Source organism: Streptomyces sp. APSN-46.1, from assembly GCF_022815725.1.
In the GTDB taxonomy this organism is placed as follows: domain Bacteria; phylum Actinomycetota; class Actinomycetes; order Streptomycetales; family Streptomycetaceae; genus Streptomyces.
The window spans coordinates 770,299-786,406 of record NZ_JALGRF010000002.1; the positions used below are offsets into that span (position 1 = coordinate 770,299).

The window sequence follows — 16,108 nt, forward strand, 5'->3', positions numbered from 1 at the left end:
GATGAAGCGGCACACCATCGAGCCCCGCCCGAACTGGCAGCAGACCGTCGAGGAGCAGGGGCTGATCTACCCCCTGACCCGGTACCCCGACGACTCCCTGCGCCCGTACTGGGACGAGAGCGCGTACTACTCCTTCTCGCTCCCGGAGGTCGAGGCGCTGGAGGGGGTCGTCGAGGAGCTGCACGCCATGTGCCTCGCCGCAGCCGCGCACATCGTGGAGCGGGACCGCTTCGCGGACCTCGGCATCACCGACCCGCGGCTCGCCGCGCTGATCGCCGAGTCCTGGCGGCGCCGCGCCGAACAGCCCTCCCTGTACGGCCGCTTCGACCTGCGCTACGACGGCACCGGCCCGGCCAAGATGCTGGAGTACAACGCCGACACCCCCACCTCCCTGGTGGAGGCGGCGAGCCCCCAGTGGTTCTGGATGGAGGACCGTTTCCCCGGCGCCGACCAGTGGAACTCCCTCCACGAGCGGCTCGTCGACGCCTGGCGTCGCCAGGCCGAGCTGCTGCCGCCCGGCCCGCTGCACTTCGCGCACTCCGAGACCGACGAGCTCGGCGAGGACCTGATGACGGTCGCCTACCTCCAGGAGACCGCCGACCAGGCCGGTCTGGAGACCCACGCGCTCTCCGTCGAACAGATCGGCTGGGACGGCCTGTCGGGCCGGTTCGTGGACGACAAGCTCCGCTTCATACGCGGCATCTTCAAGCTCTACCCGTGGGAGTGGCTGGCCTCGGACGAGTTCGGCCCCCAGGTCCTCGGCACGTACGACCACGGCGGCGGCTCCGGCACGACCCTCTGGATCGAGCCGCTGTGGAAGATGCTGCTCTCCAACAAGGCGCTGCTGGCCATCCTGTGGGAGCTCTTCCCCGAGCACCCGAACCTGCTGCCCGCCTACCTCGACGGCCCGCGCGAGCTCGCGGACACCACCGGCTACGCCGCCAAGCCGCTGCTGGGCCGCGAGGGCGCCGGGGTGACGCTCCACGAGGCGGGCGGGGGCGGCGAGGAGTTCGTCCCCGTCGAGGGCGAGACGTACGTCTTCCAGGGCCTGGCGCCGCTGCCCGACTTCGACGGGAACCGCGTGGTGCTCGGCGCGTGGGTGGTCGAGGAGGAGGCGGCGGGGCTCGGCATCCGGGAATCGGCGGGGCCGGTCACGGACGAGTACGCCCGCTTCCTGCCCCACGTCATCCTTTGATTGCCTGACGATCCGATCAGACGGCTAGTACGGAACGCAGCTGGTCCAGGCCCCAGTCCAGGTCCTCCTTGCTGATCACCAGCGGCGGGGCGATCCGGATGGTGGACCCGTGGGTGTCCTTCACCAGCACCCCGAGCTCCATCATCTTCTCGGAGATCTCCCGGCCCGTGCCGTGCGACGGCTCGATGTCCACGCCCGCCCACAGCCCGCGGCCGCGTACGGCGGTCACCGCGCCGCCGCCGACCAGCAGGTTGAGCTCCCGGTGCAGGTGGTCGCCGAGTTCGGCGGCGTGCTGCTGGTACTCGCCGGAACGCAGCATCGCGATCACTTCCAGGGCGACCGCGCAGGCCAGCGGGTTGCCGCCGAAGGTGGACCCGTGCTCGCCGGGCTTGAACACGCCGAGCACATCCCGGTCGGCGACCACGGCCGAGACGGGCACGACCCCGCCGCCGAGCGCCTTGCCCAGGATGTACACGTCCGGCACGACCCCCTCGTGCTCGCACGCGAAGGTCTTGCCCGTCCGGCCCAGCCCCGACTGGATCTCGTCCGCCATGAAGAGAACGTTCCGCCGGCTCGTCAGTTCCCGTACGCCCCGCAGATATCCGGCGGGCGGTACGAGCACCCCGGCCTCGCCCTGGATCGGCTCCAGCAGCACGGCGACGGTGTTGGCGGTGACGGCGGCGTTGAGCGCGGTCAGGTCGCCGTACGGGACGATCTCGAAGCCGGGGGTGTACGGGCCGTAGTGGTCGCGGGCCTCGTGGTCGGTCGAGAAGGACACGATGGTCGTCGTCCGGCCGTGGAAGTTGTTGGCCGCGACCACGATCTTGGCCTGGCCGTCCGGGACGCCCTTGACCTCGTAGCCCCACTTCCGCGCGGTCTTCACCGCCGTCTCCACGGCCTCCGCGCCCGTGTTCATCGGCAGCACCATCTCCTTGCCGCACAGCGCGGCGAGCTGGGCGCAGAAGTCGGCGAAGCGGTCGTGGTAGAAGGCGCGGGAGGTGAGGGTGACCCGCTCCAGCTGGTCCTTGGCGGCTTCGATCAGGCGACGGTTTCCGTGCCCGAAGTTGAGCGCCGAGTACCCGGCGAGCATGTCCAGATAGCGCCGTCCCTCCACGTCGGTCATCCACGCGCCGTCCGCCGACGCGACGACGACGGGCAGCGGGTGATAGGTGTGCGCGGCGTGCGCGTCGGCGGAGCGGATGGCATCAGCAGTTGTCGACACGGGGTCTCCGATCGTCCGTCAGGCCTGTGACGAGGGTGGCGTCACTGTCCATCCTCGCTCGTAATGCGAGGGGAGAAACCTTTCTCGTGGCGCGCCCGCTAAGGTGGGCGGTACGCACGGCGACTGGCGTACGGAGAACCAACTCCGGGGGAGTCGTGCGCGCACGACCGCACACAGGGCCGCTCGCCTGGGCCTCGCGGGGTACCGATCACATCGACCCCGGAGGAGCCCGCCATGTCCGCGCGCCGCCATCCCGCCCTGTCCGCGACCGACCCCGAGCTCGCGTCGTTCGTCGCGGCGGAGGAATCCCTGCAGGCCGAGACCCTGCGCCTGATCCCGAGCGAGAACTACGTGTCCGCGGCGGTGCTCGAAGCCTCCGGCACGGTGCTCCAGAACAAGTACAGCGAGGGCTACCCGGGCCGCCGCTACTACGAGGGCCAGCAGAACATCGACCGCGTCGAGGCGCTGGCCGTCGAGCGGGCGAAGGGCCTGTTCGGGGTGGACCACGCGAACGTGCAGCCGTACTCCGGCTCGCCGGCGAACCTGGCGGTGTACCTGGCGTTCGCGAAGCCTGGGGACACGGTGATGGGCATGGCGCTGCCGATGGGCGGGCACCTCACCCACGGGTGGGGCGTCTCCGCGACGGGCTCGTGGTTCCGGGGCGTGCAGTACGGCGTCTCCGCCGAGACCGGCCTGATCGACTACGACGCGGTGCGCGAGCTCGCGCTGGCCGAGCGCCCGAAGATCATCTTCTGCGGTGGGACCGCGCTGCCGCGGACCATCGACTTCGCGGCCTTCGCGTCCATCGCGCGGGAGGCGGGCTCGATCCTGGTGGCGGACGTGGCGCACATCGCCGGCCTGATCGCGGGCGGGGCCCACCCCTCGCCGGTGCCGCACGTGGACGTCGTCTCGACCACCACCCACAAGACCCTGCGGGGTCCGCGCGGCGCGATGCTGATGTGCCGGGAGGAGCACGCGAAGGCCATCGACAAGGCGGTCTTCCCGGGGCTCCAGGGCGGCCCGCACAACCAGACGACGGCCGGCATCGCGGTGGCGCTGCACGAGGCGGCGCAGCCGGCGTTCGTGACGTACGCCCACGCGGTGGTGGCCAACGCCGGGGCGCTGGCCGCGTCGCTGCTGGAACGGGGGTTCGACCTGGTCTCGGGCGGTACGGACAACCACCTGATCCTGATGGACCTGACCTCGCGGGGGGTTCCGGGGAAGATCGCGGCCAAGGCGCTGGACCGGGCGGGGATCGTGGTGAACTACAACACGGTCCCGTTCGACCCGCGCAAGCCGTTCGATCCCTCGGGGGTGCGGATCGGGACGCCGTCGCTCACTTCCCGTGGGCTCGGGGTGGACCACATGCCGGTGGTGGCGGACTGGATCTCCCGGGCCGTTGACGCGGCGGCGAAGTCGGACGAGCCGGCCCTGGCCGCGATCCGGAGCGAGGTCGCGGACCTCCTGTCGGCCTTCCCGGCCCCGGGCCTCCCGCTGTCCTGACCCCGCGGCCCGGCTGCCGGGGGCTCTGCCCCCGGACCCCCGCGCCTCAAACGCCGGCGGGGCTGGATTTTGCCGCGGGCGAGGCTGGATGTGCCGCTGCGCGGCAACCAGCCCGCCAGCGGCAGGCGCGAACGCGGCTCAGCCAGAAACCAGCCCCGCCGGCGTTTGAGGCGCGGGTCTGGGCGGAGCCCAGGATGCCCCGCGCAGCGGGATCCCCCCGTACCCCGAACGGAAAGCGGTCGCTCGGCCGGGGCAAGATCCGGACGGGCCGATACTGTCCGGTACCCCGGTACGGCAGCGGTGTCGGCGGCGCGACCCGGAGGGATCAGGCCAGTGGCGGGCCCGAGCCCGCCCCCGCACCTGAGAGAATGAAGCCATGGCTTCTGATCGTCCTCGCGCGCTCTCCGGCATCCAGCCCACCTCCGGTTCGTTCCACCTCGGGAACTACCTCGGAGCCATCCGTCAGTACGTCGCCCTACAGGAGACGCACGACGCCTTCTACATGGTCGTCGACCTGCACGCGATCACCATGCCGCAGGATCCGAAGGATCTCCGCGCGAACACCCGGCTCTCCGCCGCCCAGCTGCTCGCCGCCGGCCTGGACCCCGAGCGCTGCACGCTCTTCATCCAGAGCCACGTCCCCGAGCACGCGCAGCTCGGCTGGGTCATGAACTGCATCACCGGCTTCGGCGAGGCCAGCCGGATGACCCAGTTCAAGGACAAGTCCGCCAAGCAGGGCGCGAACAACGCCACCGTCGGCCTGTTCACGTACCCGATCCTCCAGGTCGCCGACATCCTGCTCTACCAGGCGAACGCCGTCCCCGTCGGCGAGGACCAGCGCCAGCACATCGAGCTGACCCGCGACCTGGCCGAGCGCTTCAACCAGCGCTTCGGCCAGACCTTCACGCTGCCCGCCGCGCACATCGTCAAGGAGGTCGCGAAGATCTACGACCTCCAGGACCCGACGATCAAGATGTCGAAGTCCGCGTCCTCGCCCAAGGGCCTGATCAACCTCCTCGACGAGCCCAAGGTCACCGAGAAGAAGATCAAGAGCGCGGTCACCGACACCGAGGCCGAGATCCGCTTCGACACCGAGAAGAAGCCCGGCGTCAGCAACCTGCTCACGATCTACTCCACCCTCACGGGCGACACGATCCCCGCCCTGGAGGCGCAGTACGAGGGCAAGGGCTACGGCGCGCTGAAGACCGACCTGGCCGCCGTGATGGTCGATTTCGTCACACCGTTCAGGCAGCGCACCCAGGAATACCTGGACGACCCCGAGACGCTGGACTCGATCCTCGCCAAGGGCGCGGAGAAGGCCCGCGCGGTCGCCGCCGAGACCCTGGCGCAGGCGTACGACCGCCTCGGTTTCCTGCCCGCCAAGCACTGAAACCGCTTGGACGAAAATACGGACAAAAAGAGGCCCCTGGCGGTCCGGGGGGTGCTGCCCCCACACTGGCGGCAGCGTCCACGCACACAGGTCGCACACAGACGGAGGAGACATACGTGGGGACCGTAACGCTCGGCGTTTCGATCGCGGTCCCGGAGCCGTACGGCAGCCAGCTCCAGCAGCGGCGCGCCGGCTTCGGGGACGCCGCCGCGCACGGCATTCCCACGCATGTCACCCTCCTGCCGCCCACCGAGGTGGCGTCGGAGCGGCTGCCGGAGATCCGCGCGCACCTCGCCCAGGTCGCGGCCGCCTTCCGCTCCTTCGCGATGCGGCTGGCCGGCACGGGAACCTTCCGGCCGCTCTCGCCGGTCGTCTTCGTCCAGATCGTCGAGGGCGCCCAGGGCTGCACCCGCCTCCAGCACCAGGTCCGTGACCCCGAGGGGCCGCTCAACCGCGAGCTGGCGTTCCCGTACCACCCGCACGTCACGGTCGCCCACGGGATCTCCGAGGAGGCGATGGACCTGGCGTTCACCGCCCTCGCCGCCTACACGGCAGGATGGGTCTGCGAGGGCTTCGCGCTCTACGAGCAGGGCTCCGACGGTGTCTGGCGCAAGCTGCGCGAGTACCCGTTCGGCACCGGCCCCACCGGGGTCCCGGCGCAGCTGAGCTCACCGGCCGATGACGCGGCCGAGGCGGCCATACGCCCCTCGTGACGGGGCGGCCGCGCGGTCAGCGGCCGCAGGGCCAGCCGGGCGCCGAACCTGATCCTCCGTAGAACCAGGGCATGGAACGGGCAAGCCGTCAGGCGAAAAGTCACAAACGACGACCGTAGTGCCCGAATGCGACAATCCCCGCTATTTCCGGCGCCTGATTTACGGTGACCCCATGGACTGGCTATGGACTGGCTGACGAAGCTCCCCGTGATCGGGCCGTGGGCAGCCGCGCTGATGCGGACGCGCGCGTGGCGTTCGTACGAGCGTCTCGACCGGGCGCACTGGACACGGCTCGCCGCCGCGATCACCTTCATCAGCTTCCTCTCCCTCTTCCCGCTCATCACCGTGGCGGCCGCGGTGGGCGCGGCGCTCCTCAGCCCGGAGCAGCTGGACACGCTCCAGAAGACCCTCGCCGAACAAGTCCCCGGCATCTCCGACCAGCTGGACCTCGACGGGCTCGTCGCGAACGCGGGCACGGTCGGGCTCGTCGCCGGCGCCCTCCTGCTGTTCACCGGCATCGGCTGGGTCGGCTCGATGCGGGAATGTCTGCGCGCGGTCTGGGAGAAGGACGACGAGGACGAGGGAAACCCCTTCACGCGCAAGGGCAAGGACGCGCTGGTCCTGCTGGGCCTGGGCGGCGCGGGCCTGGCGTCCGCCGCGGCCTCGATCATCGGCTCCAGCGCGGTCGGGAAGGTCGGCGGCTGGCTCGGCATCCCCCGGCAGGGCGTGGGCGGTGGCCTGCTGCGGACCGGCGCGTTCCTCGTGGGGGTCCTGGCCGCCTTCCTGCTCCTGCTCTACCTCCTGACCCTGCTGCCCGGCGTCCAACCGCCGCGCGGCCGCCTGATCCAGGCGGCCCTCATCGGCGCGGCGGGCTTCGAGCTGCTGAAGCTGCTGCTCAGCGGCTACATGCGGGAGGTCGCGGCGAAGAGCATGTACGGGGCGTTCGGCGTGCCGATCGCCCTGCTGCTCTGGATCAACTTCACGGCGAAACTGCTGCTGTACTGCGCGGCCTGGACCGCCACCGGTGACGACGCGGACGCCGACGCGGACGCGGACGCCGACGCGGACGCCGACGGCACGCCTGACCCGGAGCCCGCGCCCGGGCCCGCGCCCGCGCCCGGCAGGACCTAGGGCAGGAGTTCCGCGTCGTCGGAGTCGTGGCCGTCGCGCGGGCGGCGCGGGCGGCGGCGGTTGGCGACGAGCACCCCGCCCGCCACGACGGCCAGCGCCCCGCCCGCGATGCCGAGCGCGGTCCCGGCCCCGCCGCCGGCGCCCTGCACGGACGCCGACGTGTGCTCGTGGGACTGGGCGGGCGAGCCCACGGAGGCGGTGTCCTCGCTCTTCGGCGGCACCAGCTCACCCACCGGCTTGACCTTGCCGGATGCCGCGAACCCCCAGTCGAGGAGGTCGGCGGTCTCCTCGTAGACGGAGTTGAGGCCGCCGGCACCCGGGTTCATCACCGTGACCAGCAGCGTCTTGCCGTCGCGCTGGGCGGAGCCGGTGAAGGTCGAACCGGCCATGGTGGTGGTGCCGTTCTTCACCCCGGAGATGCCCTTGTAGGGGGTGAGGCCGCCGGAGCCCGTCATCAGCCGGTTCGTGTTCTGGATCTCGAAGTAGTCGCGCTCCTTGCCGGACCCCTGCATGCCGGGGAACTTCGCGCTGACCGTGCCGCAGTACTCCTTGAAGTCCTGCTTCCGCAGCCCGGAGCGGGCGATGAGGGTGAGGTCGTAGGCGCTGGACACCTGGCCCGGAGCGTCGTAGCCGTCGGGGGACACCACGTGCGTGTCGAGGGCCTGGAGCTCCTCGGCGTGCGCCTGCATGTCCTTGACGGTCTTCTCGATGCCCCCGTTCATGGCCGAAAGTACGTGCACGGCGTCGTTGCCGGACCGCAGGAACACCCCGAGCCACAGGTCGTGGACGGAGTACTCGTGGTCCTCCTTGACCCCGACGAGGCTGGAGCCCTCGCCGACGTCGGACATCTCCTCCCACGTGACCTTGTGGACCTCGTCCTTGGGGAGGCCGGGCAGCAGGGTGTCCGCGAAGAGCATCTTCATCGTGGAGGCCGGGGGCAGCTTCCAGTGCGCGTTGTGCGAGGCCAGGACCTCGCCGGAGTCGCCGTCCGCCACGATCCACGACCGCCCGGTGAGGCTCTCCGGCAGGGCGGGCGCGCCGGGCAGCAGGTTCACCTGCGTCCCCGGCTGGCCGAGCCGGGCACCGCCGATCGAGGACATCGACACCGGGGGCGCGGGGGCCTGCTGGGGCCTGCCCTTGCCCTTGCCGTTGCCCTTGCCCTTGCCGTTGTCGGGCGTCGGCGGGGGCGGGGGCGCCGGGGGCGCGGGGGGCGGGGGCGTGCGCGGGACGGCGTGCGCGGGGGCCGTGAGCAGCACGGGGACCAGCAGCGCGGCGGAAAGGACCGCCAGCGCGGTCTTCTTGGCAGACACGCAGGTGAAAGTACATCCCGATGCTCTGTCCGGCGTCGCGGACCGGCCAAACCGGCGCAACCACCCCCGGTACAGCCCACCCCGGCGCGTCCGTCCTGGGGACGAATCCGATACTGGGCACATGAAACTCAGCCGCACCGCCTCCTGGTTCCTGCTCGCCTTCGGAGTGTGGAGCTGGTTCATCTGGGTGTCCTTCGTCCGGAACCTGTGGAAGAACGGCAGCGGCCTGGCATTTGACGCCGCGGGCGACCCGACGTCCTACTTCTGGGTCCACCTTCTCCTGGCCGTGACCTCTCTTCTCCTGGGGACGGCCGTTGGTGTGATCGGGTGGCGTGGCGTGCGGGCGCTGCGGCGGGAATCGCGGCGGGAATCACGATGACGATCCTGATCTTCGCGCTGATCGCGCTGACGGTGGTGGCGCTGCTGGTGCTGGTGCACCGGTGGCTCTGGATCCGACTGGTCCGGGACACCTCGCGGCCGGGCGGCGGATGGCGCCGCGCGGGCACGGCCCTGGCCTTCGCGCTGCCGCTGCTGTCGGTGGCGGCCCTCGTCGCCGGCCGGGCCGGTGTTCCGTTCTGGCTCCAGCGGGTGGTGTCCTGGCCGGGGTTCATGTGGCTGGCGGTGCTGCTGTATCTGACGCTGGCGATGCTGATCGCGGAGCCGCTCCGAGCCCTTCTGCTCCGCCGGGGAAACCGGGCCGCCCGCCTGCCGGGGTCCGGCCCGGGTACCCCCGCTCCTCAATCGCCGGAGGGGCTGGTGGGTGCGGCCCAGGCTTCCCGGGGCTCCGCCCCGGACCCCGCTCCTCAAACGCCGGAGGGGCTGGATGGCATGGCCGCGGCGGGCATGGGGTCCGGGGCGGAGCCCCGGTTTCGGGAAGGGGCGGGTAGGGGAACAGCGCCGCAGGCTCCCGCCCCGGCTCCCGCCCCGGCCACCGGCCCGGCCCCCGGCCCGGGGGCCGGCGCGGCGGGTGAGGCCACCGCGCCGGTGGGGAGCCAGGTCGACGGAACCGGGTCCGGCGAGTTCGGCGACGCCGCAGGCGAGGTGGCGGTGGGGGTGACCCGGCGGACGCTGATCGCGCGGGCGGTCGGCGGGGCGGCCGCCGCCGCGGCCGTCGGGACCGTCGGGTACGGGACGTACGGGGTCATGCGCGGGCCGCGCGTCAAGCGCGTCCAGGTCCCCCTCGCCAAGCTGCCCCGCGCAGCGCACGGCTTCCGGATCGCCGTCGTCAGCGACATCCACCTCGGCCCGATCCTCGGCCGCGCCCACACCCAGCGCATCGTGGACGCCGTCAACCGCACCCAGCCGGACGCCATCGCCATCGTCGGCGACCTCGTCGACGGCACCGTCCACGACCTCGGCCCGGCCGCCGAGCCGCTGCGCCGCCTCCGCGCCCGCCACGGCTCGTACTTCGTCACCGGGAACCACGAGTACTTCTCGGGGGCGCAGCCGTGGGTCGAACACGTCCGCGAACTCGGCCTGACCCCGCTGGAGAACGCCCGGCGGGCCCTGCCGCACTTCGACCTCGCCGGGGTGAACGACATCGCGGGCGAGCGGGAGGGCCAGGGCCCGGACTTCCAGGCGGCCCTCGGCGACCGGGACCGGGCCCGGGCCGCCGTACTCCTCGCCCACCAGCCGGTCGTCATCCACGACGCGGTCCGGCACGGCGTGGACCTCCAGCTGTCCGGCCACACCCACGGCGGCCAGCTCTGGCCCGGCAACTACATCGCGGAGCTCGCCAATCCCACCGTCGCCGGGCTGGAGCGCTACGGCGACACCCAGCTGTACGTGTCCCGCGGCGCGGGCGCCTGGGGTCCCCCGGTCCGGGTCGGCGCGCCGTCCGACATCACCGTCGTGGAGCTGGCCTCGTACCAGGCCTGACGCGAGATGCCCTCAGCAGTGCAGCGTGAACGAGGCTTCCCCGTGGGATCGGCCGTTGACCTGGAGCTGCACCAGATGGACACCCGGGTGGTAGCGCCGGGTGCTGATCGGCTTGAAGGAGTGTCTGCGTGTCGCGCGCCACGTCTCGCCGGGAGCCAGGGACCGCGTGGTGAGTTTGAAGACCTTGGGGGTGCGGGTCCCGTTGGCTTTCATATGGTGGACGACGTAGTCGACGACGAGCTGAGCGGTCTGATCGTGCGTGTTGGTCACCGAGTAGTCGAACAGCAGATAGTCGCCGACCCGGATCTCCGAGGCGTGGACGTGCGGGCCCTCGACGGCGACGGGACTGTCCGGGGAGTGGCCGAGCAGCGTGAGGGCCCCGGCGTGGCCGGACTTGATCAGGGTGCGCAGGCCGTGCCGTACCAACCGGGCCGTCGTCGGTGCCGGGTCGCTCAGCCAGCGCGCCGCGACACCAGTGGCGATGTCGGGGTGGTCACGGCTGATGTCGTTGAGGTGGTTGGCCACTGATCTGCGGACGTACTCGGAGTCATCCCGGTACAGCGCGTCGAGCAGGGGCAGTGCGGGTGTCGGATCGGCGATCAGCTCCGGAAGCCGGGGCGCCCAGGGCAGTCTTGGCCGCGTGCCCTCACTGGCCAGTCGGCGGACGTGGAGGTCGGGATGCGCGGTCCACGGCGTCATGACCCCGAGCGCGCGTTCCAGGTCGGCACGGAGGAAGGGCCGGACGGCGATCTCCGCGGTCAGGCGCGGGGTGAGTTCTGCAAGCAGGGCGAGCGCTGGTTCGAAGGCGTCCCGGCCACGTACGGCGACGGCCTCGGTGACCGGGAAGATCATCCATCCGGTGAAATCGCTGTCCCGCAGTGCGGCGCGCAATACGTTCGCGAAGGCCGGGTAGTCCGCCGGAAGATCAACCAGGACGGCATTTCTGATCAGGGCGACACGCTCGGTGAAGCTCAGCCCGTCCAGGACGGCGCCGCACCCCCGGGTCTCCTGCGCCGTGATCCCGTCACCGGCTCGCGTAAGGCATCGGGCAAGGCCGGCGACGGTGTCCGCGCTGAGTAGTTCGTCTGCCGAGGGCACAGCGTCACTCTCCTTGATCTCGGGGGCTATGCGGTGTGCAGACCCTGAGCGTGCCGCATCTCGTGCACTGTGCCGATTCGGCTGAGGGCCGCCTTGCGCGGCCTAGGCAGCGGGTCCGTCGGCGTCGGCGGCGCGCTTGCGGCCCACCGCCGTCTCGGCCATGCCCGGCAGGAAGTCCGTGAACAGCTCGTGGACCTCGCGCACCAGCGGCCGCAGCACGCGGAAGCGGGCCAGGACGATGCCGCGCGTCGTGAGCTGCGCCCCGCGTTCGGCGAGCCGCCGGCTCTTCTCGCTGTTCGGTGAGCGGTCGAACACCCAGTACAGGACCAGGCCCATCTGCGAGAGCCACATCAGCTCCGGCAGTACGTCGGCCAGTTCCTCCGGAACCTTGGTCTTCGCCCCCGCCAGCACCTCGCGGTGCATCTCGATCGCCGCCTGCCGCGCGGGCTCCGACTCGGGCGAGAAGGGGCTGAGCGGACTTTCGGGGTCCGCCGCGTTCTTGAAGAACTGGGAGGCGAACTCGTGGTACGGGGCGGCGATGTCCAGCCAGCTCGTCAGCACGCCCGCGAGCCGCTTCTGCAAGTCGGTCTCGCTGTCCAGGATGGGCCGGACCGCCGCCTGGTGAGCGGCGCCGATCCGGTCGTAGAAGCCCTGGACGAGGTGTTCCTTCGATCCGAAGTAGTAGTAGGCGTTGCCGACCGAGACCCCCGCCTCCTTGGCGATGGCCCGCATGGTCGTCTTGTCGAAGCCGCGCTCCTGGAAGAGACGGAGCGCGGTTTCGAGGATGAGCGTGCGGGTCTGTTCGCTCTTGGGAGCCTTCTGATCAGTCACGGTGTCCGACCTTATCGGGGTACGGCGCACTGGTCGTCACAGGCCGGTTCCCCGGACTCCGCTTCGCCGTTGGTCCGCACCGCGGCCCGCCAGGCGGAGGCCGTGTGCATGGCCGCCCGGGCGAAGGGCCGGCCGGCCGGGGTGGCCAGCCAGTTCGCCCTCGGACGGTGCTCGGCCAGCGCCCACAGGCACACGATGAAGGCGTCGGTGCCGGTCCACACCTGACCCGTGTCCCCGACCACGGTGATCTGGCGGAGCGTCGCCGCGTGGTCGAGGACCGGGAACCGCTGACGCGCCTCGTAGGACCCGGCCGGGACGAGCCGCAGCGGTACGAGCCAACGCTGCCCGAGCAGCCAGTGCCGGATGTGGACGCAGAGCGGGCAGTTCGCGTCGTACAGCACGGTCAGGTGCCGGACGGGCCGGCTCTTCGCCGTGGCCACCGGTCAGGCCCCGGCCGGCACGGTCCACCCCTGCGGGGCGACCGGCGGGGTCTGCTGACGCTCCATGATCCCGCGACGGCGCATCTTGTTCAGCACCCAGACGTTGCCGAGGTGCATGCCGCCGAGGACGAGCAGGACGACGCCGAGCTTGACCGACAGGGCCTCGAACAGGCCGCGGGCTTCGAGGATCGTCCCGCCCGAGCGGAGGTAGAGGGTCACGAACCCGATGTTCACGAGGTAGAAGCCGACCACCAGCAGGTGGTTCACGGCGTCCGCCAGCTTCTCGTTCCCCTGGAGGACGTCGGCGATGAAGATCCGGCCGTTGCGGCTGAGCGTACGGGCCACCCAGACGGTGAGTCCGATGCTGATGAGCAGGTAGATGACGTACGCGACCACGGTGAGGTCCACAGCCCTCAGCCCCCTTGAACGTGTTCAACTGCTGACGTCGTTGACTGTAGACCTTCTTTTGAACAGGTTCAAGCGTCAGTCTCCGATAGCTTTTTCCAGCTGGTCCGGATCGACATACGGGCGCTCGCGCGTCGGCAGCGACCGCCAGGCCAGGGGCCACGTACAGCCGCTCAGCGCGGGCACGCCGACGTAGGCGGCGACGGCCGGGCGGGTACGGGAGCTGTACCGCTGGGCGTACGAGGGCCAGCTGCGCTCCCGGACGGTGCCGGGCGGCAGCAGGAAGTACATCCACCGGAAGCCGTTGAGCTCGTACACGATCGGCCCGGGGTCGTAGCCGGCCAGCCGGCACAGCTGCTTGGCGGTCTCCTCGCCGAGCTGCCCCTGGATCCGGAGGGCGTCGAAGTGCACACCGGCGAGCCGCAGTTGAAATCCGGAGTCCGGGACCCAGTCGGGCGCCCAGGAGTGGGGGGAGATTTCCTCGTTCATGCCGCACAGGCTGACGCATCAGCTCTAGCCTGGACCAGTAGTCACGCCGCTACAGACAGCGAACCGTGAAGGGCTGTGAAGCCGGTGTCCGAGCCTGTGAACTCAAGTGAACCCCTCCCGTCGGCGCTGCGGCGCGGGCTGGGCGCGCAGCTGCGGACGCTCCGCGAGAAACGCGGGCTCTCGCGGCAGGAGCTGGGTGGCCAGACCAATTTCTCCCCCTCGACGATCGGCGCGTTCGAGCGGGGCGAGCGGTCGATGGACGTGGGGACGATCGAGACGGTGGACGACCTGCTGGGCGGGCAGGGCCTGTTGAAGGTCGTCGTGCCGTACCTGGAGGAGGAGCGGTACGCACCGCAGTTCCGGAACTTCCTCCCGATCGAGGCCAAGGCGGTGAGCCTCTGGGTGTACTCCACCCACGTGCTGCACGGCCTGCTCCAGACCGAGGCCTACGCGCGCCAGGTCTTCGAGGACCACTGGCCGCCGGTCGGAACCAAGGAGATAGAGCGACGACTGGACGCCCGCTTGGACCGCCAGGCGGTTCTGCACCGGGACCCGCCCCCAGTGCTGTGCTTCGTGCTGGAGGAGACCTTCCTGCTGCGCAAAATCGGTGGGGAGAGGGTCTGGCGGGAACAGCTCGAACACCTTCTGGAGTGCGGGCGGTTGCCGTACGTGTCCATCCAGCTTGTCCCCTTGGAGTGCGAGGTGGCGCTGGGCTCGGTGGGGCCCATGACGATCGCCGAGACCCCTGCGCACCGGATGCTCGGATACGTCGAAGGGCAGGGCCAGAGCTGGGTGATTTCCGACCGGGCTGTGGTCAGCGAGATGGTCCAACGCCATGCGAACATTCGAGGGATGGCGCTGAACCCGCAGGACTCGGCGCAGCGGATCGAGCGGCTGCTAGGAGAGCAATGAGCACCGAACTGGCCTGGTTCAAGAGCAGTTACAGCGGTGGCGACGGCGGCGAGTGCGTCGAAGTCGCCATGGCCTGGCAGAAGAGCAGCTACAGCGGTAGCGACGGCGGTCAGTGTGTAGAGGTGGCGGCGTGCCCCTCCGCCGTCCACGTCCGGGACTCGAAGGACACTGCCCGCCCCGCGTTCACCGTCACACCGACGGCATGGGCGGCCTTCACGGACTTCGCTGCGGCCTAGGGCCGCAACGGGGCCACGCCCGCCGCCCCCGGTGGAGTCCGGGGGCGGCGGGCGTGGCCGAGTGACGGCGGCGGCGGTCAGCTGCGGGTGACGAGCATCTGGGCGGCGCCGTCGCCCATGCCCGCCAGGGCGACCTTCTGGGAGCCGAAGCCGGTGTTCCACCAGCCCTGCCAGGAACCGCTCGCGAAACGGGCGTTGTGGTAGGTGGTGCCGCCCTGGCCCGTGGCGAGGATCTGCGTGTCGCCGTTCGGCATGCCGGTGATGGCGACGCTGCTCGCGGAGGCGATGCCCTCGACGGCGCCCCAGCCCTGCCAGGAACCGCTCGCGAAGCGGATGTTGTGGTAGGTCTTGCCGTCGTTGCCGACCGCCAGGAGCTGGCTGTCGCCGTTGGGCAGACCCGCGATGGCGATGCTGCCGGCCTGGAAGGTGGCGGCGGTGCCGACACCCGAGACCGCGTTCCAGGCCTGCCAAGAGCCGCCGGCCGTACGGAGGCTGTGGTACAGGTTGCCGTCGTTGCCGACGATCAGGACCTGGAGGTCGCCGTTGGGGAGCGCGGCGGCGGCGATCTTCTGCGCGCTCCAGTCGCCCACCGGCTGCCAGCCCTGCCAGGAGCCGTTCACGTAGCGGGCGTTGTGGTAGATCTTGCCGTCGTTGCCGATGGCCATGATCTGGGCGTCGCCGTTGCCCATGCCCGCGATGGCCTCGCCCTTGGCGCCGAACTTCGCCGCGCCCTGGTACCCGTCCAGCGGCGCCCAGCCCGTCCAGGTGCCGTTGCTGTAGCGAGCCGAGTGGTAGAGGTTGCCGTCGGTCCCGGTGCCGAGCACCTGCGCCGAACCGTCCGGCGTGGACGTGATGGCCTCCTGCGACCCGTTGAAGAACGGTGAGCCGTCGAAACCGCCGACCGCGTTGAAGCTGGTCCACGACCCGTCGACCTGGCGTATCGCGTGGTAGAAGTCCCCCGCCTGGCTGGTGGGCGCGTCCGGGTACGGGTCCGCGTGGTCCGAACCGAGATTGGCGTAGGTCGCGCAGCCGCCCCAGGCGCCGGGGCCCTGACCCGCGAGGATCTTCTCGGCGGTCAGGATCTGCTGCACCTTGGTGGCCTGGTGCGGGTAGGCCGCGTACTGCTTGCCTCCGAAGGCGTCCCAGGTGGGCTTGGCTATCTGGAGGCCACCGTAGTAGCCGTTGTTGGTGTTGATGCTCCAGTTGCCGGTGCTCTCGCACTGCGCCACCTTGTCCCAGGTGGCGACCGAAGCGGCCTGCGAGGAGCCGACGGAGAGCGCCGACAGGCTGAGGGTGACGGCGGCGGTGGCGATGGCGGCGGCGAGGCGCGGGCGGCGCGGGGTGCGGGACATCGG

General features: G+C 70.9%; 17 protein-coding genes and 1 riboswitch. Of the genes, 9 read left to right on the top strand and 8 right to left on the bottom strand.

What is annotated here, in order from left to right; all coding sequences use genetic code 11:
• Position 1 precedes the first annotated feature (1 nt).
• Positions 2 to 1,195 carry a glutathionylspermidine synthase family protein gene (locus MTF65_RS10100; RefSeq protein WP_243628209.1) on the top strand — a complete coding sequence of 398 codons (1,194 nt, stop codon included), beginning with the start codon at positions 2 to 4 and terminating at the stop codon, positions 1,193 to 1,195.
• A gap of 16 nt (positions 1,196 to 1,211) precedes the next feature.
• Here the strand turns inward: MTF65_RS10100 and rocD are convergent, their stop codons facing one another.
• The gene (gene rocD / locus MTF65_RS10105) at positions 1,212 to 2,417 is read right to left on the bottom strand and encodes an ornithine--oxo-acid transaminase (protein ID WP_243628211.1); all 1,206 of its coding nucleotides are present in this window, start codon (positions 2,415 to 2,417) and stop codon (positions 1,212 to 1,214) included.
• 109 nt (positions 2,418 to 2,526) lie between these two features.
• Positions 2,527 to 2,617, top strand: a riboswitch (ZMP/ZTP riboswitch).
• Between the two features lie 34 nt (positions 2,618 to 2,651).
• On the opposite strand from rocD, the gene glyA reads away from it, so the two are divergent.
• From glyA to MTF65_RS10125, 4 genes are all read left to right on the top strand, one after another.
• Entirely contained in the window at positions 2,652 to 3,920 is a 1,269-nt protein-coding gene (gene glyA, locus MTF65_RS10110) for a serine hydroxymethyltransferase (RefSeq protein WP_243628214.1), read from the top strand.
• 376 nt (positions 3,921 to 4,296) lie between these two features.
• Positions 4,297 to 5,310 carry a tryptophan--tRNA ligase gene (gene trpS, locus MTF65_RS10115; protein ID WP_243628215.1) on the top strand — a complete coding sequence of 338 codons (1,014 nt, stop codon included), beginning with the start codon at positions 4,297 to 4,299 and terminating at the stop codon, positions 5,308 to 5,310.
• A gap of 116 nt (positions 5,311 to 5,426) precedes the next feature.
• Positions 5,427 to 6,023, top strand: coding sequence for a 2'-5' RNA ligase family protein (locus MTF65_RS10120; RefSeq protein ID WP_243628216.1), 597 nt, complete (start codon positions 5,427 to 5,429; stop codon positions 6,021 to 6,023).
• 183 nt (positions 6,024 to 6,206) lie between these two features.
• Complete coding sequence (locus tag MTF65_RS10125; protein WP_243628217.1) at positions 6,207 to 7,154, top strand: YihY/virulence factor BrkB family protein; 948 nt, start codon at positions 6,207 to 6,209, stop codon at positions 7,152 to 7,154.
• Here MTF65_RS10125 and MTF65_RS10130 read toward each other — a convergent pair.
• The gene (locus MTF65_RS10130) at positions 7,151 to 8,464 is read right to left on the bottom strand and encodes a D-alanyl-D-alanine carboxypeptidase family protein (RefSeq protein WP_243628218.1); all 1,314 of its coding nucleotides are present in this window, start codon (positions 8,462 to 8,464) and stop codon (positions 7,151 to 7,153) included. The two genes, MTF65_RS10125 and MTF65_RS10130, sit on opposite strands and share 4 nt — an antisense overlap.
• 121 nt (positions 8,465 to 8,585) lie before the next feature.
• Here MTF65_RS10130 and MTF65_RS10135 point away from each other — a divergent pair, with 121 nt between their 5' ends.
• On the top strand, positions 8,586 to 8,843 hold the full coding sequence (locus MTF65_RS10135) for an SCO4848 family membrane protein (RefSeq protein ID WP_243628219.1): 258 nt from the start codon (positions 8,586 to 8,588) through the stop codon (positions 8,841 to 8,843).
• Positions 8,840 to 10,342: a metallophosphoesterase gene (locus MTF65_RS10140; protein WP_243628220.1), complete on the top strand. Its 1,503-nt coding sequence runs from the start codon at positions 8,840 to 8,842 to the stop codon at positions 10,340 to 10,342. Before MTF65_RS10135 ends, MTF65_RS10140 begins: the two co-directional genes overlap by 4 nt.
• A gap of 12 nt (positions 10,343 to 10,354) precedes the next feature.
• Here the strand turns inward: MTF65_RS10140 and MTF65_RS10145 are convergent, their stop codons facing one another.
• From MTF65_RS10145 to MTF65_RS10165, 5 genes are all read right to left on the bottom strand, one after another.
• A complete protein-coding gene (locus MTF65_RS10145; protein ID WP_243628221.1) occupies positions 10,355 to 11,440 on the bottom strand; it encodes a DNA alkylation repair protein in 1,086 nt (361 codons plus the stop codon).
• 102 nt (positions 11,441 to 11,542) lie between these two features.
• Positions 11,543 to 12,271, bottom strand: coding sequence for a TetR family transcriptional regulator (locus MTF65_RS10150; RefSeq protein ID WP_243628222.1), 729 nt, complete (start codon positions 12,269 to 12,271; stop codon positions 11,543 to 11,545).
• 11 nt (positions 12,272 to 12,282) lie between these two features.
• Positions 12,283 to 12,711 carry a DCC1-like thiol-disulfide oxidoreductase family protein gene (locus MTF65_RS10155; protein ID WP_243628223.1) on the bottom strand — a complete coding sequence of 143 codons (429 nt, stop codon included), beginning with the start codon at positions 12,709 to 12,711 and terminating at the stop codon, positions 12,283 to 12,285.
• 3 nt (positions 12,712 to 12,714) lie between these two features.
• Positions 12,715 to 13,119, bottom strand: a complete 405-nt coding sequence (locus MTF65_RS10160) for a hypothetical protein (RefSeq protein ID WP_243628224.1) — start codon at positions 13,117 to 13,119, stop codon at positions 12,715 to 12,717.
• 75 nt (positions 13,120 to 13,194) lie between these two features.
• Complete coding sequence (locus MTF65_RS10165; protein ID WP_243628225.1) at positions 13,195 to 13,605, bottom strand: hypothetical protein; 411 nt, start codon at positions 13,603 to 13,605, stop codon at positions 13,195 to 13,197.
• A gap of 96 nt (positions 13,606 to 13,701) precedes the next feature.
• Between MTF65_RS10165 and MTF65_RS10170 the strand changes: the two genes are divergently transcribed.
• Positions 13,702 to 14,517, top strand: a complete 816-nt coding sequence (locus tag MTF65_RS10170) for a helix-turn-helix transcriptional regulator (protein ID WP_243628226.1) — start codon at positions 13,702 to 13,704, stop codon at positions 14,515 to 14,517.
• Complete coding sequence (locus MTF65_RS10175) at positions 14,514 to 14,753, top strand: DUF397 domain-containing protein (RefSeq protein WP_243628227.1); 240 nt, start codon at positions 14,514 to 14,516, stop codon at positions 14,751 to 14,753. The genes MTF65_RS10170 and MTF65_RS10175 overlap by 4 nt, the downstream gene beginning before the upstream one ends.
• A gap of 77 nt (positions 14,754 to 14,830) precedes the next feature.
• Here the strand turns inward: MTF65_RS10175 and MTF65_RS30215 are convergent, their stop codons facing one another.
• Positions 14,831 to 16,105, bottom strand: coding sequence for a transglycosylase family protein (locus tag MTF65_RS30215; protein WP_279398801.1), 1,275 nt, complete (start codon positions 16,103 to 16,105; stop codon positions 14,831 to 14,833).
• Between the last annotated feature and the right edge of the window lie 3 nt (positions 16,106 to 16,108).